Annotated in this window: 21 protein-coding genes and 1 tRNA gene; 15 read left to right on the top strand and 7 right to left on the bottom strand. The window is 44.2% G+C overall.

Going from position 1 to position 22,274, the window contains the following annotated elements:
- Position 1 precedes the first annotated feature (1 nt).
- A complete protein-coding gene (locus FPZ42_RS09640; RefSeq protein ID WP_146270730.1) occupies positions 2-3,361 on the top strand; it encodes a VCBS repeat-containing protein in 3,360 nt (1,119 codons plus the stop codon).
- Here FPZ42_RS09640 and FPZ42_RS09635 read toward each other — a convergent pair whose 3' ends face one another.
- A complete protein-coding gene (locus tag FPZ42_RS09635) occupies positions 3,362-4,300 on the bottom strand; it encodes a hypothetical protein (RefSeq protein ID WP_146270728.1) in 939 nt (312 codons plus the stop codon).
- 191 nt (positions 4,301-4,491) lie between these two features.
- On the opposite strand from FPZ42_RS09635, the gene FPZ42_RS09630 reads away from it, so the two are divergent.
- The 7 genes from FPZ42_RS09630 to FPZ42_RS19380 all read left to right on the top strand — a co-directional run bounded on the left by FPZ42_RS09630 (position 4,492) and on the right by FPZ42_RS19380 (position 10,348).
- Complete coding sequence (locus FPZ42_RS09630) at positions 4,492-5,820, top strand: vanadium-dependent haloperoxidase (protein WP_146270727.1); 1,329 nt, start codon at positions 4,492-4,494, stop codon at positions 5,818-5,820.
- Between the two features lie 14 nt (positions 5,821-5,834).
- Positions 5,835-7,868: a glycoside hydrolase family 65 protein gene (locus tag FPZ42_RS09625; RefSeq protein ID WP_186458730.1), complete on the top strand. Its 2,034-nt coding sequence runs from the start codon at positions 5,835-5,837 to the stop codon at positions 7,866-7,868.
- 142 nt (positions 7,869-8,010) lie between these two features.
- Complete coding sequence (locus FPZ42_RS09620) at positions 8,011-8,304, top strand: TIGR03643 family protein (RefSeq protein ID WP_146270725.1); 294 nt, start codon at positions 8,011-8,013, stop codon at positions 8,302-8,304.
- Positions 8,305-8,362: 58 nt separating this feature from the next.
- Positions 8,363-9,379: a M20/M25/M40 family metallo-hydrolase gene (locus tag FPZ42_RS09615; protein ID WP_261382262.1), complete on the top strand. Its 1,017-nt coding sequence runs from the start codon at positions 8,363-8,365 to the stop codon at positions 9,377-9,379.
- A gap of 24 nt (positions 9,380-9,403) precedes the next feature.
- Positions 9,404-9,709, top strand: a complete 306-nt coding sequence (locus FPZ42_RS19385) for a fibronectin type III domain-containing protein (protein ID WP_261382261.1) — start codon at positions 9,404-9,406, stop codon at positions 9,707-9,709.
- Positions 9,710-9,797: 88 nt separating this feature from the next.
- Positions 9,798-10,208, top strand: coding sequence for a transposase (locus FPZ42_RS09610; protein WP_261382260.1), 411 nt, complete (start codon positions 9,798-9,800; stop codon positions 10,206-10,208).
- Positions 10,205-10,348, top strand: a complete 144-nt coding sequence (locus FPZ42_RS19380; RefSeq protein ID WP_261382259.1) for a hypothetical protein — start codon at positions 10,205-10,207, stop codon at positions 10,346-10,348. The genes FPZ42_RS09610 and FPZ42_RS19380 overlap by 4 nt, the downstream gene beginning before the upstream one ends.
- A 147-nt stretch (positions 10,349-10,495) precedes the next feature.
- On the opposite strand, the gene FPZ42_RS09605 is transcribed toward FPZ42_RS19380, so the two are convergent.
- The 3 genes from FPZ42_RS09605 to FPZ42_RS09595 form a co-directional block, all read right to left on the bottom strand.
- Positions 10,496-11,542, bottom strand: coding sequence for an endonuclease/exonuclease/phosphatase family protein (locus tag FPZ42_RS09605; RefSeq protein WP_146270723.1), 1,047 nt, complete (start codon positions 11,540-11,542; stop codon positions 10,496-10,498).
- Between the two features lie 63 nt (positions 11,543-11,605).
- The gene (locus tag FPZ42_RS09600; RefSeq protein ID WP_146270721.1) at positions 11,606-12,718 is read right to left on the bottom strand and encodes a twin-arginine translocation signal domain-containing protein; all 1,113 of its coding nucleotides are present in this window, start codon (positions 12,716-12,718) and stop codon (positions 11,606-11,608) included.
- A gap of 77 nt (positions 12,719-12,795) precedes the next feature.
- Positions 12,796-13,455 carry a phosphatase PAP2-related protein gene (locus FPZ42_RS09595; RefSeq protein ID WP_146270719.1) on the bottom strand — a complete coding sequence of 220 codons (660 nt, stop codon included), beginning with the start codon at positions 13,453-13,455 and terminating at the stop codon, positions 12,796-12,798.
- 229 nt (positions 13,456-13,684) lie between these two features.
- Between FPZ42_RS09595 and FPZ42_RS09590 the strand changes: the two genes are divergently transcribed.
- The 6 genes from FPZ42_RS09590 (at position 13,685) to FPZ42_RS09565 (ending at position 18,204) form a co-directional block, all read left to right on the top strand.
- Positions 13,685-14,068 (top strand): cupredoxin domain-containing protein, encoded by a 384-nt coding sequence (locus FPZ42_RS09590; protein ID WP_146270716.1) that lies wholly within the window; start codon positions 13,685-13,687, stop codon positions 14,066-14,068.
- A 221-nt stretch (positions 14,069-14,289) separates the two neighbouring features.
- Complete coding sequence (locus FPZ42_RS09585; RefSeq protein ID WP_146270714.1) at positions 14,290-15,495, top strand: GAF domain-containing sensor histidine kinase; 1,206 nt, start codon at positions 14,290-14,292, stop codon at positions 15,493-15,495.
- Positions 15,496-15,576: 81 nt separating this feature from the next.
- Complete coding sequence (locus FPZ42_RS09580; RefSeq protein ID WP_146270712.1) at positions 15,577-16,515, top strand: sugar phosphate isomerase/epimerase family protein; 939 nt, start codon at positions 15,577-15,579, stop codon at positions 16,513-16,515.
- 126 nt (positions 16,516-16,641) lie between these two features.
- The gene (locus FPZ42_RS09575; protein ID WP_146270710.1) at positions 16,642-17,037 is read left to right on the top strand and encodes a hypothetical protein; all 396 of its coding nucleotides are present in this window, start codon (positions 16,642-16,644) and stop codon (positions 17,035-17,037) included.
- Positions 17,038-17,622: a Crp/Fnr family transcriptional regulator gene (locus tag FPZ42_RS09570; RefSeq protein WP_146270708.1), complete on the top strand. Its 585-nt coding sequence runs from the start codon at positions 17,038-17,040 to the stop codon at positions 17,620-17,622.
- Positions 17,623-17,760: 138 nt separating this feature from the next.
- Complete coding sequence (locus tag FPZ42_RS09565; RefSeq protein ID WP_146270706.1) at positions 17,761-18,204, top strand: carboxymuconolactone decarboxylase family protein; 444 nt, start codon at positions 17,761-17,763, stop codon at positions 18,202-18,204.
- 65 nt (positions 18,205-18,269) lie between these two features.
- On the opposite strand, the gene FPZ42_RS09560 is transcribed toward FPZ42_RS09565, so the two are convergent.
- Positions 18,270-20,297, bottom strand: coding sequence for a beta-L-arabinofuranosidase domain-containing protein (locus FPZ42_RS09560; protein WP_146270704.1), 2,028 nt, complete (start codon positions 20,295-20,297; stop codon positions 18,270-18,272).
- Between the two features lie 154 nt (positions 20,298-20,451).
- Between FPZ42_RS09560 and FPZ42_RS09555 the strand changes: the two genes are divergently transcribed.
- On the top strand, positions 20,452-21,474 hold the full coding sequence (locus FPZ42_RS09555) for a class I fructose-bisphosphate aldolase (RefSeq protein ID WP_146270702.1): 1,023 nt from the start codon (positions 20,452-20,454) through the stop codon (positions 21,472-21,474).
- Positions 21,475-21,513: 39 nt separating this feature from the next.
- Here the strand turns inward: FPZ42_RS09555 and FPZ42_RS09550 are convergent, their stop codons facing one another.
- Together FPZ42_RS09550 and FPZ42_RS09545 are read right to left on the bottom strand one after the other, a co-directional pair.
- Positions 21,514-22,107, bottom strand: a complete 594-nt coding sequence (locus tag FPZ42_RS09550; protein WP_146270700.1) for a hypothetical protein — start codon at positions 22,105-22,107, stop codon at positions 21,514-21,516.
- 81 nt (positions 22,108-22,188) lie between these two features.
- Positions 22,189-22,260: transfer RNA gene (locus FPZ42_RS09545), tRNA-Arg, on the bottom strand.
- Between the last annotated feature and the right edge of the window lie 14 nt (positions 22,261-22,274).

Raw genomic sequence — 22,274 nt, 5'->3', positions numbered from 1 at the left:
TATGCCAAAAGCAAAGCAACGGAAGCGGGAAGAGCGGAAAACGATTTACAAAAAGCTGATGATACTGTGCAGCCTTATAGGCGCCGGCCTTGCTATTTACAGTTCTTGTAAAACCCAAAAAGAAGGCAGCGGCATTTTTAAATCGCTTAGTGCAGATAAAACTAACATCAGTTTTGTTAACCGTAACATAGCTACAGATTCTGTAAACATCCTGGATTACCTGTATTTCTACAACGGAGCCGGTGTTGCTACAGCCGATTTTAATAACGATGGCTTAGAGGATATTTATTTTGTATCAAACCAGGAAAGCAATAAGCTGTACCTCAACAAAGGAAATCTGAAATTTGAAGATATCACTGCTAAAGCCGGTGTTGCAGGTACAGGTAGCTGGAAAACCGGTGTTACGGTAGTAGATATAAATGGCGATGGTTACAAAGATATTTACGTAAGCGTGGTGTCTAATTTTAAAACCTTCAAAGGTAAAAACCAACTCTACATAAATAACGGAGACCTTACATTTACCGAATCTGCTGCTAAATACGGCCTGGCTTTTTCGGGCTTTTCTACACAGGCATCTTTCTTTGACTACGACAAAGATGGCGACCTGGATATGTTTTTGCTTACATCATCTGTACATAGCAACGATACCTATGGCGACAGCACCCAGCGGTTTAAAGTAAGCCATGATGCAGGCGATCATCTTTTCCGCAATGATAACGGCCACTTTACCGATGTTACTGAAGGATCAGGCATCTACTCCGCGCCAATTGGTTACGGCCTTGGTGTAAGCGTAGGCGACCTTAACAACGATGGCTGGGATGATATTTATGTAAGTAACGACTTTTTTGAGCAGGATTATTATTATCTGAACCAGCGTAACGGCAAATTTAAAGAAGAACTGAAAAGCGCCTTTGGGCATACCAGTTTATTCTCCATGGGAAACACTCTTGCCGATGTAAACAAGGACGGCCACCTGGATGTGATAAGCACCGATATGCTGCCCGGCGAAATGAAGGCCCTTAAATCAACCATCAACGATGAGCCGCTGGATATTTACAATCAGGAAGTTAATGCCGGGTATTATTATCAGTATTCAAAAAATAGCCTGCAATTAAATGTAGGCAACGGGAAAAAGTTTGTAGATATTGCCCTGTACTCAGGCATGTCCGCAACAGATTGGACGTGGTCGCCACTGGTGTATGATTATGATATGGACGGCCGCAAGGATATGTTCTTTTCAAACGGCATCAAAAAACGTTTAAATGATATGGATTACCTTAAATACCTGGGCGATCCTAACGTTATAAAAGACTTTAAAACAAGTCGTTTCTTCGATAGGGAAAAAATTAACCTGATGCCTGATGGGCAGGTGCATAATTATCTCTACAAAGGTGGCGACGAATTGAAATTCAGTGATATATCTGCAGGTAACGACATGGTTCAAAATTCCATCTCGGCAGGTGCCGTTGCCGTGGACCTTGATAACGATGGCGACCTTGAATTGGTAACCAACAACATGGACGAACCGGCTTTTATCTATCAAAATTTAACGATGGAAAATGCCAGGGACGTAAAACCATCATTTATCAAATTAAGTGCTAAATACACCCCGCAAAATCCGGATGCAATAGGTGCTAAGTTTTTTGTAAGGTCGCAGCAACAAGTAGATCACCAGGAGATACAAACCAGTACCGCATACGCAAGCACACAAGGTAGTAACTTGCTGTTTACGTTTGCTGCAAATGATAAGCCGTTAGAAATGATGGTGGTTTGGCCGGACAATTCTTACCAGTTGATAAAGGATTTCGCAATGGGTAAGAAAACGGTTATAAATTACAAAAAAGAAAATACCCAATCATCTGCAGATATCAGCACAACAATTAATGATTTTATCAAAGGTGAACAGCAGTTTAGTTATGTTGATGTAAAGGCAACTGTTTTAGCCAATGTTGCACCCTTTGAAACACCAGATTTTAACTACTACAATTTACTACCCCATAGCTACCTGCCACATATTCCCGCCATTGCAGTAGCTGATGCCAACAATGATGGAATAGAAGACATTTATGTTGGCGGTATAGCCGGGGAAGATAAATACATTTTAGCCGGCAATAAGGATGGGAAGTTTAACAAAATTGCTGTGGAAGCGTTTGGTGCCTTTAAAGATATGGCCGACGTTGATGCGGAATGGATGGATGTCAACGGCGATGGCTTAAAGGACCTGGTGGTGTTAAGTGCCAGTCATCCGTTTGCTGAGGTTGAAAAACGTAATCAGCCACGGTTGTTTATCAATAAGGGTAATCTTAAGTTTGAGGCTAAAGAATTACCAAAGATAGCTGCCCAGCCATCGCAGGTATTCACCTATGATTTTAACGGAGATGGTTTGCAGGATATGATGCTGGTAAGCGCTGTGCCGTTCCGTAATTACACCATGGAGTCGGAATCAGTGGTGTTGCTTAACAACAGAAATGGAGATTTTATTGTTGCACCCAAAAGTGCCTACAAGGAACTTACCAGTTTAAAATTCGTGACAGATATAAGCGCGACCGACGTAAACGGCGATGGTGTAAAGGATATTGTTGTGAGCGCTGAGTGGCAACCGCTGCAGGTGTTTATCAACAAAAATAAAAAAATAAGCAGACAGGCGATTCCAGGGCTTGATAAAGCTAAAGGTTGGTGGCAAACAGCGTTGGTAACAGATATTGATGGCGATGGCAAAGCTGATATACTTGGTGGCAATTGGGGGCTGAATAACAAATACAATGTTACGCCCGAGCAACCGCTTTACGCTTACAACAGCGATGTTGATAATGATGGCAAAAACGACCTCATAGTATCTTATTACTACGAAAGCAAATACTATCCTTTTCGCCCCAAAAATGATCTGGAGCAGGAATTGCCTTTCCTGAAAAAGGAATTCTTAAGCTTCCAGAAGATGGCAGATAAAACTACCGAAGAAATATTTAAAGATCAGTTGGATAACAATAGCCGATTAGAAGCTAATCAATTTAACACCATGTTCTTTAGCAACATGATGAACAGTAAAGACGGAGTTGCCCTCCCATATCTTTATCAGCAGGCGCCTGTAAAAAAAATCGTATCTCTCAATAATGAAGAGAACGATATCTTGATCAATGGCAATTTTTGGGGTGTTGTACCTTACGAAGGGAAATACGATGCGCTGGGTCTTGTCTCAACGCATTATGACAAGAACACAAAGCAATTCAGCAAGCCGCAATATTGGGTAAATGCACTTATCAATTCGCAGGAGTTAACGCATTTTTATCCTTATAAAACCGTTACAGGCAGCAGTTTCATAGCTACAACTTATGATGGTAAACTGGTTTTAGTAACCAGATAGCTAAAAGATAGGCGACGAAAGTACTGTGACCCACTTAGCCGTATCAGGCTGAAACATCCTATCGGTTACCAATAGTTCATACGGCATGGCGGGTGAAGTAAGATGATGGTCTTTTTGATATTGTTTCAATTTCCTGAAAGCGTTTTTAACGGTTTGTGGTCCGCCGGTAATGGTGGTTTGTAAGGTATTGCCGCCCAAAACCATTTTATTAACAAAGATATCTTTGTTGCCGGTAACAGGTTTATCAACAGGCAAGGCAACCATCACTTGGTAGGCGTGGTCGTCTGTTTGATGCACGTTAAGCATGGGAACACCTGTTTGTTTTATATTTTGTTGCTTGGCGTAAAGTTTAAGCTTATCTACAAATTGATATACCAAATTGCTTTGAGGGTATTCCTTTAAGTTTGTAGTGGTAACCAGCATAAACTCAGTCATTATCTTTTCAACTCTGAATTTAAATCCATAAATGTTACTATCTGTCTGCATAAACTTTTTAAAGCTTACCAGTATCTGCTGCATATCATCACGCAGCTTTCTCATTGCAAAATATTGTTTAACGCGTGTGATCGGATTTAAGGAGCTTTGTATTTCGGCGTTCCATTGAACGTTACATGCAATTTCTTCAGTACTGTTGTAGCTGAGTTTGCTATCCGCATCTAAATCTCCCTTTTTTAATTTGGCCATTACACTGCCATAGGTGCTATGGTGCAGCTTAACATCAATGTCTTGGAAAGTGTAATTTACGCTATCGTTAGTTTTAATTTTACCCGGCCACCATTTTTGCCAGGGTGCTTTGTTTACTAAAAATCGGGCTACGTTTAAATCATTAGCATCAACCTCTACGTTGCTGGTTACCTTTATATATTGTGGTATGATAAAGTAGATACTTACAACAAAAAGAAAAAGCAGGGCGGTGATTAGTAGAGCCGGTTTCTTCATAATTTACACAGCAAATTGGCACCAATAGCGCTTATTGGCAAGGGGCTAAAATTAGCTATTTAAAGTGGTAAAAATCAACCTCAAAAATGCTTCGTTATAGCCACAAAAGCTTTATATTTATCTTTTAAATACAAACACCAATTTGAAGTTGTACCGCGGTTGCAGCTTTGTATATACCTGTTTTTTAAGCTATGAAGCGTTTTTTATTACTGATTGCCTGTATTGCGGCCTCGGTTTCGTCATGCAAAAAAGCCGACTACCAAAAGGTTACTCATAACCCCGAACTTTATCGTATTACCGTCAAAAAGCTTAATGATATCGTATTAGAAAATAACTTTCCGCCCGTAATCGCCTCACGTAATTACGTATACGCAAACATTGCCGCATATGAAGTAATTGCTGCCGGCGACCCTAAGCATTACCGCTCTCTGGCAGGGCAGATCAAACATATGCCCGCCACGCCTAAGCCCGAAAAAGGCAAGGATATAGATTTCCAATTTGCTTCATTGCTATCCTTTTGCTATGTGGGTAACGCTGTTACCTTCCCGGAGGGAAGTATGTTTACTTATGTTGATGAATTGAAGCAAAAAGCAAAAGATGCAGGTATGCCATCTGATGTTTTTGAAAATTCTGTAACATATTCAGATTCTTTAGCCAAAGCAATTATGCGTTGGAGTAAGAAAGATAATTATGCGCAAACACGTTCGGCCAGCAAATACACTGTAGTACGTAAAGACGGTCGCTGGATACCTACTCCGCCAATGTACGCTCAGGCGCTTGAGCCTCACTGGGGAGAGATAAGGCCGATGGTATTAGATTCGGCATCGCAGATACCTGCACCCGAGCCACCGCCCTACAACATGGCGGACAAGAACAGCGTGTTTTATAAGAGCGTAATGGATGTTAAAGGAAAAGTAGATAGCCTTACAACAGACCAAACCCACATGGTTGATTTTTGGGATGATAACGCTTTTAAACTGAACGTTATAGGCCATGCCTCTTTCGCCACCAAAAAATTTGGACCGGCAGGGCATTGGATGAACATTGCGGGTATTGGTTCAAAAATGACCAATGCTGATTTTAACACCACCGTAGCGGCTTACACAAAGGCTTCTATCGCGGTGTTTGATGCCTTTATTAATTGCTGGTACATTAAATATCAATCAAATAGTGTACGCCCCGAAACGGTGATCAACAAACTCATCGATCCTGACTGGAAACCACATATCCAAACACCCCCGTTTCCTGAATATATCAGCGGGCATGCAGTAATATCAGCTGCAGCTGCAGAGACTTTGACTGATAGTTTTGGTGATAAAAAAGCTTACACCGATGCTTCTGAATCTGAGTTTGGCATACCGCCCCGTTCATTCAAGTCATTTAGGGATGCTGCACGGGAAGCATCTATGTCGCGTGTGTATGGTGGTATCCACTACAAAATAGCTTGCGACATCGGCACCCAGACCGGTATCAAAATAGGCGATCTGGTGAACCAAAAATTACAAATGAAGATCAAGTAAACCAATCGCTATACATGAGAAAGATTTTTGCTTTACTTACCGGCCTGGCCGTCACCGCTGGTGCGTTGGCCCAAAGCGTTAACCCCTGGGTTATCAAAGCCGATAAAATAGACCCTAACAACTATTACGGTATCACTGTAGCAAACGGTATGATCGGTATCGTATCATCGCCCGAGCCTTTTAAGGTTAAAAACGTTGTGCTGGCAGGTGCGTATGACCTTTACGGCCGTGGCAGGGTAAGTAATTTCTTGAACAGCTTCAATCTGCTGAACATGTACCTGGAAGTAGACGGCAAACGGCTTGACGGCAAAATGGTGAGCAACTACCGCCAGGAACTGGATATACAGCACGCCGCCATGACCACAACATTTGATTACGGCGATAAGGCAACTATCAAATATACTTATTACTCTTTGCGCCAGTTGCCATTCACTGTATTAACAGATGTAAGCATCACGGCAAAAAAGGCTATCAACATTACCGCTGCCAGTGTAATGGAAGCCCCTGACGCTTTAAAGGAAGTTCAAAATTATTATAACGAGATAGACAGGCCGCATGTAACCATCAGCCTCTTAACGTCCACAGCAAAATCGCCGACCGGCAAATTGCAACTGTGTGCTTCAACCTCGTTTTTATTTAACGAGGAGCACGGCAAAGAGCCCCGCGTTATCCACGAGATGTGGGATAACAACATGCACCTGATGAAATTCAGTAAAGCCATCAGCGTCGGGCAAACTTACAAGTACGGCGTTACAGGTTCTTCCATCACATCCGCCCACCACGCCGACCCGCTCAACGAGGCTGAACGCCTAACCATCTTCGCCAAGCTGGAGGGAAAAGACAGGCTTATCCAGTTTCACAACAAAGCCTGGGACGAGCTTTGGAAAAGCGATATTCAGATAGAAGGCGATGCGCAGGCGCAGCAGGATGTACACAGTATGCTGTATCACCTGTACTCGTTCTCGCGTGCGGGCACGGCATTATCACCGTCGCCAATGGGTTTATCAGGATTAGGCTATAATGGTCACGTTTTTTGGGATACTGATCTTTGGATGTATCCTGCTATGCTGGTACTACACCCGGAGATCGCGAAGTCTATGGTTGAGTACCGTTTTGAACGCTTGGAGAATGCAAGGAAGAACGCTTTTTCGCATGGATATAAAGGCGCTATGTTCCCATGGGAGAGTGCGGATAGTGGGGTAGAGGAGACACCGGTTTGGGCACTAAGTGGTCCGTTTGAACATCATATAAGCGCCGATGTAGGTAACGCAGCGTGGCTTTACTATTGCGTAACGCAGGACAAACAATGGCTGCGCGAAACAGGCTGGCCGCTACTTTCTGCCACTGCAGATTTTTGGGCAAGCCGGGTAGAACGCAATGGCCCGGGGCATTACGATATTAAAAATGTGGTGGCTGCAGATGAATGGGCCGAGAATATCGATAACAATGCCTTTACCAACGCCGCTGCAAAAGCTAACCTGATGAACGCTGCAGCCGCGGCACAAGTTTTAGGTATCCAGGCTGACACCGATTGGGTAAATGTGGCCAACAACATCCCGATCCTGAAAATGAGCAACGGCGTTACGCAGGAACATGCCCAATACAAAGGCGAAGGGATCAAACAAGCTGATGTAAACCTGCTGGCCTATCCGCTTAAAACCATCACTGATCCTGCGCAGATCAAAAAAGATCTGGAATATTATGAAACCCGCGTTCCTAATGAAGGTACCCCAGCCATGACGCAGGGTGTGTTTGCACTGCTTTACGCACGCCTTGGCAACGGGCAAAAAGCTTACCACTGGTTTAAGGATGCCTATGAGCCTAACCTCAATCCACCTTTCCGGGTAATTGCAGAAACAAAGGGCGGCACCAACCCATATTTTGCAACCGGTGCAGGCGGTATCATCCAGGCTATGCTAATGGGTTTCGGAGGTCTGGACATTACATCAACCGGTATCACTCAGATCAGGAGCGCACTTCCTCCGAACTGGAAATCGCTTAAAATAACCGGTGTAGGAATAGAGAAGAAAACTTATACGGTGAAATAATGGTGTTCACGTTCACGGCATGAACACCGTGAACGCCCGTGAACGCTGACAAAATTTTGTCAGTTTGTGATATATCAGTGAAGCATCAGGTCTATTTTAGTCGTAAATACTAACAAATTGTGCTTAAAATAGTTAAATAAGGATGAGTAAAGCAGCTATCATAACCGGCCTTTCAGTAATTGATACCGACCGGGTAATAGAAATGGCATGGGAAGACCGTACGCCCTTTGATGCCATTAAAGCGCAGTTTGGTTTAACGGAAAAAAATGTGATAGACCTGATGCGGAGACAAATGAAACTCAGCAGCTTTAAAATGTGGCGGGCCAGGGTGCAAAGCCGGCGCACCAAACATTCAAAATTACAGGTTGATGGAACAGACAGGTTCAAATGTAACCTTCAAAGGCAGATAACTTTGAACAAAATAAGTAAGCGGTAAATAGTAAATCGCAAATTCATTTTTTCTTTTGGCAACGGTATTTTTCTAAATTGCCTATATGAAACGTATCTGCTTGCTTATCACCTTGCTATTATCATTATCTGCATCAGCACAAACCACTATTAAGCAGGATGCCAATATTGCCGGGATGGTGAACGAGATTTCAGCAAAAAACATTGAGGCCATTGTGCGTAAACTGGTAAGTTTTAAAACACGACACACATTAAGCGATACCATAAGTAAAACAGAGGGTATAGGTGCTGCCCGTAATTGGGTCAAAGCCGAATACGAGCGATACGCAAAAGCATCCGGCGGCCGTATGACGGTGATGTTTGATGAATTTACACAGCCAAAGGGTAGCCGTATAGACAAGCCAACGCCTATGAAAAACGTTCTGGCTGTTTTAAAAGGAACTGATACTGCTGATAAACGTGTGTACATTGTTTCGGGGCATTATGATTCAAGGGCTACGGATGTAATGGATGCAAAATCTTTTGCTCCCGGTGCGGTTGATGACGCATCCGGAACGGCCGTTTCGATGGAATTGGCAAGAGTTATGGCAAAACAAAAATTCCCGGCTACCATCATATTTATGGCTGTAGTGGGCGAGGAGCAGGGGCTGTATGGTTCTGCCAACGTAGCCAAACGCGCTAAAGCTGAGGGCTGGCAGATAGATGCCATGCTGAATAACGACATTGTAGGTAATACCTACGGTATGGAAACCGGTTTGAAGGATAACCGCAGTGTTCGTGTTTTTAGCGAGGGCGTGCCTGCTGCAGAAACTGAGAAAGAAGCTGCTATTCGTAATTCTGTGGGAGGGGAAAATGATAGTCCGGCACGCGAACTGGCCCGTTATATTAAGGAAGTTGCAGAACGTTATGTTGAGCAACTGGATGTGAAATTGATCTATCGCCGCGACCGGTACCTGCGTGGTGGCGACCATACGCCGTTCTCTCAACAAGGTTTTACCGCGGTCCGTATCACTGAGATGAACGAAGATTTTAACCGCCAGCACCAGGATGTCCGTAAAGAAAAAGGCGTTGATTATGGTGATCTGCCCGATTTTGCCGATTAAGATTACACCCAAAAGGTAGCGAGGATGAATCTATCCGTATTAGCTAACCTGGCATTCGCGCCCGGCAGGCCGCAAAATGTCGGCATTGTTACCAGCGGCTTAACTAACAAAACGCAGCTAAAATGGGAAGCACCCAAAGGCGGCAAAGCACCCGCAGGTTACTATGTTTTAATGCGCGAAACCATCAGTCCTTTTTGGGAAAAGAAAATATTTGTAACCGGAACTTCTGCTGAGATTGGCTACTCCAAAGATAATTACCTGTTTGCTGTGCAGGCTGTTGATGCAGATGGGCACGAAAGTATACCTGTATTTCCTAAGCCTGTGAGGTGAGATTTAAATCTTGCAGGCACTGGTCTAAGGTTGCACCTTAGACCTAAAATCGAGCAAGTTTTCAGCTTGCATAAAGACAAATCTTTCAATGGGAAGAAAATATAAATTCCATACTCATCATGATATTTACTTTGTAAGTTTCGCCACAGTAAACTGGGTAGATGTTTTTGTGCGTAGAGTTTATTGTGAAATTATAGTTGATAGCTTGCGCTATTGCATCACTCATAAAAGTCTTGAGGTTTATGCCTGGTGCATTATGTCGAGCCACGTTCATTTGATCATCAGTACAGAAGAAGGAAATCTATCAGATATCATGCGCGATCTCAAACGCCATACTGCTAAAGCTATTCTTAAGGAGATAGAAGAAAATTTGCAGGAAAGTAGGCGTGATTGGATGCTTTGGATGTTTAAGCGAGCAGGCGAACGAAATCCTAATAATGAAACGTATCAGTTTTGGCAACAGAATAATCATCCTGTGCAGCTTCTACAAATGAAATGATGCAGCAACGCTTGGATTACATACATAATAACCCGGTTGAAAGCGGTAGCGTATCATTTCCTCCAGATTATCTGTATAGCAGCGCAAAAGATTATTATACAGATGAACCTGGGCTGGTGCCGGTGTTACAGTTAAGCTGAAAGCTTAACATATTTTAGGTCTAAGTTGGAAACTTAGACCAGTGCATAGAGATTTAAATCTTACAGGCACTGGTCTAAGGTTGCAGGCACTGGTCTAAGGTTTCACCTTAGACCCCAAATCAAGCAAGCTTTCAGCTTGCGGTATATCTAAATCTTCTCTTTCTTCTCCTCTGCTTCCTCAACATCATCGCTATCTGCAATTAACGGTTGTTGCTGCGCATAAGCGTTTTCATCCAATTGTATTTGCAAAAATATGGGGAAGTGGTCCGAATCATAATTGTTTAATCGCTTAAGGCTCCTTAATTTAAAATGCCGGGAGATAAACGCATGATCTAAGGGGAAACGCATAAAAAAGTGATGCGCGTTAAATGAATTAAAGAACCCTCGGCCACGGCGTGGATCAAGCAGGCCACTCATCTTCAGGAAAAGGTCGGTGGTATGGCTCCAGGCTACATCGTTAAGGTCGCCGGCTACAATAACAGGTATATTGCTTGCCTTAGCGAGATCAGCCACTAAAAGCAATTCCTTATCCCTTTCGGTCGATCTTAGATTTTCACCAGGTGCGGGTGGCGTAGGGTGCACTGCATAAAACTGAACCAACTGGCCGTTGCGCAATTTTATCTTGGTATGTATAGACGGGATATCTTCCTCAACAAGGTAATGTACCGCCGTATCCACCAGTTCCAATTTTGAGTAGAGCAATAAGCCATACATATTCTCCAACGGCACTTTCTTTGAAAAAGCATACTTTCCAGATAAACTATTTGTTTCCGCATCCCACCTGTTGTTCGCTTCCAATAGGATCACCACATCGGGGTCGGCTTTTGCTATCTCCTTTAAACAGCCTTGCGTGTTGGTGTTGGTTTGCAATACATTGGCTATCATGATGCTCAGGCTTTTTTCACTGTTGGTGTCGGTGGCCTTAAGAACCTGTTTTTTACCCAATGGAGTAAAAGGGATGATAAGCCACGCCAGGTAAATAATGTTAATGCCTAATAGCAATACTTGCAGATATTTGAAGGTAGGAGCGCCATTATAAAGGGCAAGCAGCAAAATCACCGCCAATATATTTAGCAGGAGTTTTTGCAGTCGAGGGTAATCAAACACCCTAAATATCCAATAATCATGGCGTACGAGGGGCAGCAGCGTAAAAGTAAATAATAAGCAGGTAAATATGCCAAGGGCAGTATCCATAGGTCTCCGTTATAACGTTAAGGCTATGAGATAGCAATTCCAGGCACAAAATGTTTTAGCTCATCAAACTCTCGTAAGTTTCACTGGTGCGGTGTGGTTGGCATTCCACTGGCAAACGTAAACGCTTTTATCCTCATCAATGCATACATCATGGCCATGCATAAAGGTTGCATTTTTAGCCTGTAAGGTTTGCTGCAACAAACCATTTTTATACACCGGGGCCATGCCGCCGGGGTTAGAAACTACTTTATTATCCTTATCTAAAATGGTAACAAAGCCCGATCCATCGAACTGCTTGCCCTGCGCGTTTTTAGACCAGCACACGCCAGCGTAGATATTGTCGTCGTTGATTACAGCGCGGCAAACATACATACCGGGCAGATCGATCCGTTTAATGAATTTGCCATCCATGGTGAATACTTTAAAGCAGTTTTCCTCGCGCGAAGTGCAAATGAGCACAGGGTTGTTTTTATCCCGTGTGTCCACCGTAATACCGTGTGCATTCCGCAGGTTATGGTCCGGATTGGTGTTGTGATGCCCGCCGAAATGATGAATGTATTGCCCTTTAGCGTTATATTGGATGATATAATCAGATCCATAACCATCGGCCACATAAATATCGCCGTTGGGCGCTACTGCCGTTTCGGTAGGTTTAAAGGGCTCATCATCTTTATAGATACCGATGGTGCGCGGGTGACCAATAGAAAATATCAGTTTGCCATCGGTAGTGGTTTTTAAAACCTGGCCGGCTTGCCCGTAAGTGCCGCCGGTGCGGTCTAATGCCCAGCCGCAATCGGTAAGCAAAAGAAAATCTTCACCGCCTTCTTTGCTGATGGTGAGGCCGTGCCCGCCGGGTAGCGAGGTGCCCCAGTAATCAAGCAACTTGCCCGATTTATCAAAAATGAGCACATTGTTATGCGTATGGTCGCCCAGCATAATTAAACGTCCCTTGCTGTCCTGTACCATTTCGTGGCAGTTGGCAAGCGGCGTATTGTTTACGCTTATTTTAGCCCAGCCTTTGTCAACCTTGTAGGTGAATCCATTATGGCCGATAAGCTGACCGTCAGCAGGTTTATCTTTATGCAGTATGGTAAAACCTTTAGCGGTTGATGCGGTAGTGGCTGCAGCAGTTGCAATGGCGGCCGACTTTAAGAAGCCTCTGCGGGAGTTGTTCATAAACAGGTATAAATGGTATTAATCCAAAAATACGCGTATTGGCTGTTTATGCAAGTTAAACTATAAATAAATGGTGTTTAGTCTTCGTCGTTTTTCAACTGATCGATCTTCAGTAAACGGCGCACCAGCCTGAAGATGATGTATACACATATTGGCGCCGCCACAACATCAATGGTGTAATGGATGTGTTGTACCAGTAACAGCACCATCAGGATAGCTGCTGAAATAAAGGCCACTATCTTATCATTACGCTTTTCTAAACACAGGTAGATAAGCACCATGGTAGAGGTATGGCCCGAGAAGAACAGATCGCGGGTGATGACGGTGTTGCCGTAAAAGAAACCGGTCAAGGGGTCAATTAAATGGATAAGGCCTTTTGGGGGATCTAAGGAGACAAACAAGATGGTAAGCATCCTGGCCAGGTTAACAAATATCAACGACCATACGTAATTGATGTAAATAACCGGGTTATACAATGCCCTGATCAGGATAAGCAAACCCATTCCCCATATCAAAGTAAAGATAATGATGGAGACATCATGGGCCGGGATATGATCAAGCACCCAGTCGTTAAGTTCAGTACCTTTTCTGTTTTGGATATAGTTAAAGAAGAACGGCATCCCAAGCAGCATAACTGCCACGATAGATGAACCTATAAGCAGCTTATCGCGTTTTTTGGGCGATTGCAAAGCAGATACCCATGCTTCCTTAATAGTCCTCTTATGTTTCGGTGCCACTGTATAAATTAAAAGAGCGCAAAGTTAAAAAAAGGCATCAATATTAAGGAGTAGTTATCTCAATATAAAGTTGGAGTTATTTACGCATTCCTCCATTATGAAAAGTAATCTCCCCTCTTTGCGCAGCAGAAAGAGGGCAGGGGGTGAGTAAACTATTTTTCATTACCCAGGCAACCCGGGGCATTATACTAAGCGTAATCACTATAAAAACCACCAAATACATTTTGATATGAAAAAGTACATTTTAGGTATTTCGTTGATGTTTGCTGTAATTGTAATTGCCGTTGCAGCATGCTCAAAGTCAAATAGCAACCCAACGCCTTCGTCGCCAACAACGCCAACAACGCCGGGCGGTGGTACCACCAATGCGGTAAGTATTAAAAACTTTGCCTTCTCACCGGCAAGTATCACCATTAAAAAAGGGCAAAGCGTTACCTGGACAAACGAAGACTCCGCCCCGCACACAGCGACTGAAGATGCGAATGCTTTTGACAGTGGCAGCCTGGCTACCGGCGCAAAGTACAGCAAATCATTTGATGCAACGGGCACATATACCTATCACTGCACGTTCCACTCGAGCATGGTGAACGCAAAGGTGATAGTTACAGATTGATCAGAATTTTTATTAGCCGATAAGTAGAATAGTGTAGATTGCGTAGCCCCGAAAGGGGCTTTTTTATTTTAAACCGAAAGCTTGTTTTACCTAAATTATTTAAGCTTTCACAACTTATGGTTATAACATGTCTTAAACTTTAACCCTAAATGGTACGTATTTTAATTAAGTTGTTTGAAATTTGATTGAATAACGGAACTTAGCGAACCTAATTTGTAACGATGCAGCAACCACCAGTACCGCAGAATGAAATGGAAAGGGTTTTAGAACTTTCCGATTACGATCTTGATTACACCAGCTTTCAAGACTCTTTTAAAGATCTTGCCAAGCTTGCAGCAAAGGTGGCAGGCACTAATATATCACTGGTAAACCTGATAGATTCATTTACCCAGTGGAGTATTACCAACCACGGCTTGGATATTGAACAGATGCCGAGGGAAGAATCGGTGTGCCAGTACACCATTATGGGTGATAGCTCATTTGAAATTAAGGACCTTACAGCCGATGACAGGTTTAAAGATCGTTTTTATGTAACGGGTAATCCTAACGTTAAATATTACTTTGGTGTTCCGCTTACCACAGAGGAAGGCCGTAACATAGGCGCACTTTGTGTGCTTGACCAGGACGTGAAAACACTTTCGCCTGAAAAGGTTGAACTTCTTAAGATCATCGCTAATGAGATAGTTAACCGCTTAAGGGCACATAAGGTAATTGTTGCGCTTAGAGGCAAACTCAAGGAAGCTAATGAGACCAAAAAGAAGGTGGCCCACGATATTCGCGGCCCTTTGGGCGGTATAATTGGCTTAGCGCAAGTAATCAGCGAGCAGGGGCACGAGAATGAAATTGACGAAGTATTGGAATTTATCAACCTCATACAACGTAGTGGTCGCTCACTGTTAGAGCTGGCAGACGAGATACTTACCGTGGAGGCACCTACCCGTGAGCTTAAAAGTGACGAATTCAATTTAGTTGTATTGAAGGAAAAACTGGAACAGCTTTACATGCCGCAAGCGCGTACCAAGGGTATCAATTTCACTATCAACACTTCGGTGAATGCGGCAACCATACCGTTCTCGCGCAATAAGTTGCTGCAGATCATTGGTAACCTGATCTCCAATGCCATGAAGTTTACGCCTAAGGATGGAAGGATAGGGGTCGATCTAAGCCTAAAACAGGGCGAAACTGAAAATATTTTACAGGTTAACGTAACCGATACCGGTGTAGGGCTAAGTAAAGATGCAATAGAAAAGATATTGAGCGGTAACGCAAAATCAACCGATGGTACCGGCGGGGAGCACGGTTACGGCTTTGGTCTGGCTTTGGTAAAACACCTGGTAGAATCATTAAAGGGCAACATGCGTATTTATTCGGAGCAGGGCAAAGGCGCAAGTTTTGAGATATTATTGCCTCAAACAGTTAGCAAGTAACCTTTTTAATACACGTTTTGCTGCTTGCTTTTATTTGATAACTTTGGTTTAAACCACATTATCAAACCAAAAACTTATTTAATGGAAAAGCAACATTTAAGCAGGCGCCGTTTTATCGCCACGGGTGCGTTTGCCGCAGGCGGATTGTTACTGGCCTCAAAAGCTGGCAAAGCCGCCGGTTTCGCCGGTGCATGGGCTAAGCCAAATTCAATGATCAATGGTGTGCAGATAGGTGTTATTACCTATTCGTTCCGCAGCATGCCGGGCACGGTCCAGGATCTGCTTAAGTATTGCCTCGACTGCAACATTAACGCCATTGAATTAATGGGCGACGCCGCCGAAGAGTACGCTGGCGCACCCAAGCGTGATGCCGCCCAAAGCTGGCAGGATTTTGCCCCAAAAATGGCCGAGTGGCGTGCATCGGTACCAATGGACAAGTTCAAAGAGCTGCGCAAGATGTACAATGATGCCGGCGTAACCATCTACGCCTGGAAACCTAATGCCCTGGGTGCCAAAAATACCGATGCTGAGATTGATTACGCTTTTAACGCGGGCAAAGCCTTGGGTTGCACACATGTAACCGTTGAGCTGCCGGACGAAGCGCAAACCAAACGCCTTGGCGACCTGGCTGCCAAGCACAAAATGATGGTAGGTTACCACGCACACACGCAGGCAACACCTACTTTGTGGGATACCGCTTTAAGCCAATCAAAATACAACGGCATTAACCTGGATATTGGTCACTATGCATCCGGTACAAGCAGCAGCCCGGTACCGTTCATCGAGAAATATCATGATCGCATTACCAGTATGCACATTAAAGACCGCAAATTTCATGACGGCCCAAATGCGCCATGGGGCGAAGGCGATACACCAATAAAAGAGGTGCTGCAATTGATGAAGAAAAACAAATACAAATTCCCGGCTACTATAGAGCTTGAGTACAAAATACCAGATGGCTCTGATGCTGTTGCCGAAGTGAAAAAATGCCGTGCCTATGCCGCTGCCGCGTTAGCGTAAATTAGTATGTCAATGTGAACTTGTATAAGACCTTCTGATTAGCGATGGTTCCACAAGCTCTGCATTACACTTCTATTTGCCATGTTGTACATACCAACATGGCCTTTTTGTTTTATCTTAGTCTCCATGAAAAAACTCCTTTACCTTTTCCTTTTGATGATCGCAGCCAGTGGTTGTCATAAAGCCATTTACGATATGAACCGCGGCGAGCTGAAGATTGCTAAGAAAGACACCTACCAGGTAGAGTATATTACAGATATACCTGCAGGTGCGAAAGCCAAAATGTATTACATAGGTGCCAAAAACGTGCAATACTATGAAGAAGAATACATCGGCAAATTTGATAAAACTTACACCATCAAATCGGGCAAGGCTATAAAGTTCACCGTTGATGCCAAATTACCCAAAACAACGCCGGAGTTGAGCGTGCGCACCATGGTGAAGGTTGACGGTGAGGTTGTTACAGATCAAACGCAATCCGGTACCAATGTTAATTTTAGCTTTCAATTCAAATTGCCATAAATGGTATACCCGCAGCTTATTGCTCATATCAACCGCCACGTATCGCTTACGCCTGATGAGGAGGTTCTATTGTGCGATAGTATGCAGTTGCTTAGCGTAAAAAAGAAACAGATCATCCTTGAGCCGGGCAAACATTGCAAAGGCGAATACTATGTTTTGAGCGGGCTGCTACGCCAGTACTATGTTAATGCTAAACTTAATGAGCAAATAGTACAGTTTGCGCTGGAGAACTGGTGGATTGCCGACCATGACAGCCTGGTGAATAATCTGCCGGCCACAACTTATATCCAAACAATTGAAGCCTCCGAGATATTGTTACTGCCTGCCAAAGACAAAGAACGATTACTTGCCGAAATACCTGCTTTGCAAAAGTATTTCAGGCTGATGATGCAGCGCGCATTTGTGGCTTCGCAACGCCGCATAGGCTTCCTGTTCAATCAAACGGATGAAGAACGATATCGCTACTTCATCGGCCTATTCCCCGATTTTGTGCAGCGTGTACCGCAATACATGCTGGCATCTTACTTAGGTTTTACGCCGCAATTTCTGAGCAGGATAAGAGCTAAAAGAGAGACAGGAAAGTAAGAATCAAGAATCAAGACAAAGAACCTTGTATCTTGATTCCTGATTCTTGTCGTCTTGGTTCTCTTTCTTAACCTCAGTTCATTTTTTGAGGGGTTGTTTGTTCGCAATTTTGGTTTACAAATCAAAACAAACTACACCATGAAAAGAGTAGATCTATTTAAGACCCTTCCCGAGGCTTACAAAACGTTTCTTTCGCTTGAGAACTATGTGAACAGCACAGAGCTAACACCTATACACAAAGAACTGATAAAAATACGTGCATCTCAGCTTAATGGCTGTGCCTTTTGCCTGGATATGCATAACCGTGATGCACGCAAACTGGGCGAAACCGAGCAACGCCTTTACACCATTAGCGCCTGGAGGGATACGCCATTTTTCGATGAGAAAGAGCAAGCCATCCTTGCCTTTGTGGAGGAAGTTACACTGATAAGCAAAGGAGGTGTGTCTGAAGCCACCTATGCCAATGCCGCCGAAGTATTAGGCGAAAAGTACGTGGCGCAAGTATTGGTGGCCGTTATTGCAATCAACAGCTGGAACCGCATCGCCATCAGCACGCACATGCAGCCTGCCTTGCAAAAGTAATTTGAGCCGGTACGTTATTGTTGAAAAGCCACATAGCTTAACTATGTGGCTTTTGCATTTATCTGCTAACGTTTATCGATCACCGGGAACAGCGAAATACGCAGCCTTGTACAACCATAAGGTATCAGTGTGAGTTCTTCCTCGTTCTTATCTGTTACAAAGTTCCAGATGTTACCGTAGGGCTGGGGGCCGGCCGTTTCATTATACAACTGCCAGGTAGGGATTCGCCTGCCCTTGGTTTTGAGTTGGATAGGGGCCGCGGCTTGCGTCCATGGGTAGCTGCCTGCCGGCTTAACGTTCTCAACTTTGTAAGCTTCGGCCAGTTTATTATCATCCACACGTATCAAACCGTAGTTCCAGGGTGTGGTAGGCAACACTTCTAAATAAGTGCTACCATATTCCTGCGGGTCTTTGGTGTTTTGCACTTGCTTTTCCTGCTCACCTATTTTTAATGCGTAAACTATCGGGCCGCGCTCTACCGACATTGAATTTTCATACCAGGTATTTTTGAAAATATGCATCGGCAGGGTTAGCTCTACCACGTCTCCGCTTTTCCATGTACGGTTCAGTTTTACAGTCTCCCCGGCTTTTGCCTGCTGTACTTCGCTGCCATTTACTTTAACGTTGGCAAGGGTGCACCATTTCGGCACCCTCAATTCAAACGGAAACGCCACCGTGGTTTCTTTTTTATCAAAACTGATGGTGAATTTAATGGCCTCATCAAATGGATAATTGGTCTCTTCCTTGATGTTTACTTTGGTATTACCCGCTACAACTGCGTCTACTTTGCTGGCAGAATATACCAGGGCGGCAATGCCTTTATCCGGCGTGGCATACCATAGATTTTGCACAAATTTTGGCCATCCCTGGTGCATGTTTGATGTGCAGCAAGGGTAGCCTGTTAGTAAGCCGTAGCAAACGTCGGTACCATCGTGGTTAACGTCAAAGTTGCGGGTTTGGCGGGTAAGCATTACCTGGTTAGCCTGCTGAAAATATTGGTGCGTGTTGTAATCGGCGCTGATCTGGGTAGGCAAGGCGTTAAAAGCAATGCGCTCCAGGTGGTCGGCATAGTTAAGGTCGCCGGTAATGGCAAGGCCGTTTTCAAGCGTGTACATCATCTCTACAGCGGTACAGAGTTCTGATCCCTGCGTGGGATTGTTGCCGTGGAGAGATTCATCAGCGCCAAACAGCCCCGGTACCGACTCGTCAAATTTGCGAAGGTCCTTAAAGGCTTTAACCATGGCATCAGTGTATCGCGCTTCAGGGTGGTGCTGGTAGTAAATTATCGGCTCTTTCATGCCTTCGGCAAGGTTAACACCGTGGATGCTGTAATCGGTTGATAGTAGGTCGGTGTTCAGGAAGGCATTGGTATAGTCAAACGTTTGCTTGTGAATCAGGTCGCCCAGATCAAGCAGAAATTTATCTCCGGTAATGTTGTATAGCCAGTAAACCATTGCCAGGTTATCGCCGCCACGGTAACGCGCCCAAAACGTCCAGTGGTCCAATGGTTTCGATGGCAGTTCCTTTAATTGATATTTAAAGTATTTGGTCATCAGGTTTATTACTCTATTATCGCCCGTGGCAGAATAATATTGCTGCATCACTTTCAGCATCACCATTTTTGGCCACCAGTCCTGCGCATTATCACGCTGTATGCCACGCTCGGGGCCAAGGTCATGTTCAGGGCCAAAATAGCCGTCGGGGCGCTGGGTTTTAATGCTCCATTCTATCCACGGCTGTACCTTAGCAATTAACGCTTTGTCCTGTAGTATATAAGCCAACGGTAGCAATCCGTCTATCCAATAAGGGCCTCGTTCCCACATGTCGCCGTCGCCGCCGAGCCAGCCGTTGCGTTTGCCCATCACAAGCGGGTATAGCTTATCAAGATTACCCGTAGCGCCATTTTTTGCTCGTACCAGCATTTCGCGCAGCCAACCCTGCGGCTTTATGGCACCCAGCGGAAGCTCGATGTAAGGGCTTTGCCTTAACGGAGCTTTTGCCATGGTATATTGTGTAGGCATACTTTTCACTTGCGCAGATGAGCATAGCGTGCACGCAGCCAATGCCAGCGTTAGGGTTAACTTTATTCTCATAAAATAGGTTTTAAGAACTCGACCATACAATAATAGTCAAACAGACAGTTAAAACAAAGCGTCTGTTATTTGTAAGAAAACTCCATTCAGTTTTAAACCGACAAACAAGGTGGCTGCATCATGGTTTAAGCTATTAGTTTAATCATCAACCCAAATGAATTTAGCCGAACTTAAAAATACCGCAAGCCGTTTGATGGCTCCAGACAAAGGTTTGCTTGCTATGGATGAGAGTATACCTACAGCCAACAAACGTTTTGAGCCGCTTGGCATTCCACTAACAGAAGAATACCGCCGCAAGTACCGCCAGTTGATCGTCACCGCGCCGGGACTTGGTGAGTACATTAGCGGTGCCATCTTATTTGACGAGACCGTTCATCAGAAAACAGATGATGGCCGCTTGTTTTTAGATGTATTGAAAGAGCAAGGTATCATCCCCGGTATAAAGGTGGATGAGGGTACGGTGCCTTTTGACGGCTTCCCGGGTGAAACTATTACCGAAGGGCTTGATAAGTTAAGCGAACGCTTAAAAGCTTACCACCAACAAGGTTTGCTGTTTGCAAAATGGCGCGGGGTTATATCTATAACTGATAAAACGCCAACAACCGCGGCCATCAAAGCTAACGCGTTTACGTTAGCGCGCTATGCTGCGCTTTGCCAGCAGGCAGGTATAGTGCCTATTGTTGAACCCGAAGTATTAATGGATGGCGACCATTCTTTACAGCGTTGCCTTGAGGTAACAACCGAAGTTCTGCATGCTGTGTTCAACGCTTTGTACGAGCAGAAAGTAGCCTTTGAAGGGATGATACTGAAACCAAACATGGTTTTGCCGGGCCTAAAAGCCGCTGACCAAAGCAACGCCAAGGAAATTGCTGATGCTACGGTAAACTGTTTTTTACGCACAGTGCCTGCTGCTGTGCCTGGCATAGCGTTCCTATCCGGCGGACAGGAAGCTGAGCTGGCAACTGAGCGCCTTAACGCAATGCACCAGCAATACGATAATGTTATGCCCTGGGCGCTTACCTTTTCGTTCTCGAGGGCTATACAACAGCCAGCACTTGATAAATGGGCCGGTAACGATGCCAACGTTGCCGAAGCACAAAAGCTTTTGGTAAACAGGGCGCGGTTAAACAACATAGCACGCCGCGGCGAGTATACGCCGGATATGGAAAACGAATAAAATGCAAAGGCCTTTAACATTGTTAAAGGCCTTTTGCTTTTAGTGATCCCATTTAAAGTCGGCAATATCAAATTCCATTTGCCTGCTACCTTCGTTGTAAAATTCTGTTTCTATCAACAGTTTTTTGTGTGTCTTAAGGTTTTTTATGAAACCGCCCGCTGAGCTTATGAACATAACGTTTCCGCTCTGGTCTGATGGGCCTGACGTTGAGTAAGTTTTTGCCTTATCTGAATCAAACCTGGCTTTTAGTGAACCACCATCAATTCCCATATTAAATTGCCCCTTACTAACATTAAGCATTACTTCATTTTCGCCGCCTTTTTTTCTTACAAGAATGCTGGCAGTTACACCACCATCGTACGGGAAATCAAATTGAAGTTGCTGATTAGCTTCGATTGATGCGAAATAAGTTTTTTTGGAAGTCATTTTGTCTTCTTCCTCGTGATACTTCCATTTTGCTGAGTCTGTTGCAGTGGGTTTCTTTTCAACGTGCCCGGCAGCATTTGAGGTTGTGTCAACTTTAGCAGTGTCTGCTGATAGCGAATCAGTGTTTTTACTGTTGTTGCTTGGGGATTGACAGGCAGTAAAACTAAAAATTGAGACAAATAAAATAGTTTGTAAGGTTGGTTTCATGTATAAGGGTTTATGTTAAAGCAGTAAAGATAAAAACAAACAGGGCAATATCAACTGCGATATTGCCCTGTTTATTTTTTGTGCACCCGACGAGATTCGAACTCATATCATCAGAACCGGAATCTGACATTCTATCCATTGAACTACGGGTGCGGTTGCGTGCAAAG

The sequence above is a fragment of the Mucilaginibacter achroorhodeus genome (genome assembly GCF_007846095.1).
GTDB lineage: Bacteria > Bacteroidota > Bacteroidia > Sphingobacteriales > Sphingobacteriaceae > Mucilaginibacter > Mucilaginibacter achroorhodeus.
This window is presented reverse-complemented; position numbering and strand designations above follow the sequence as displayed.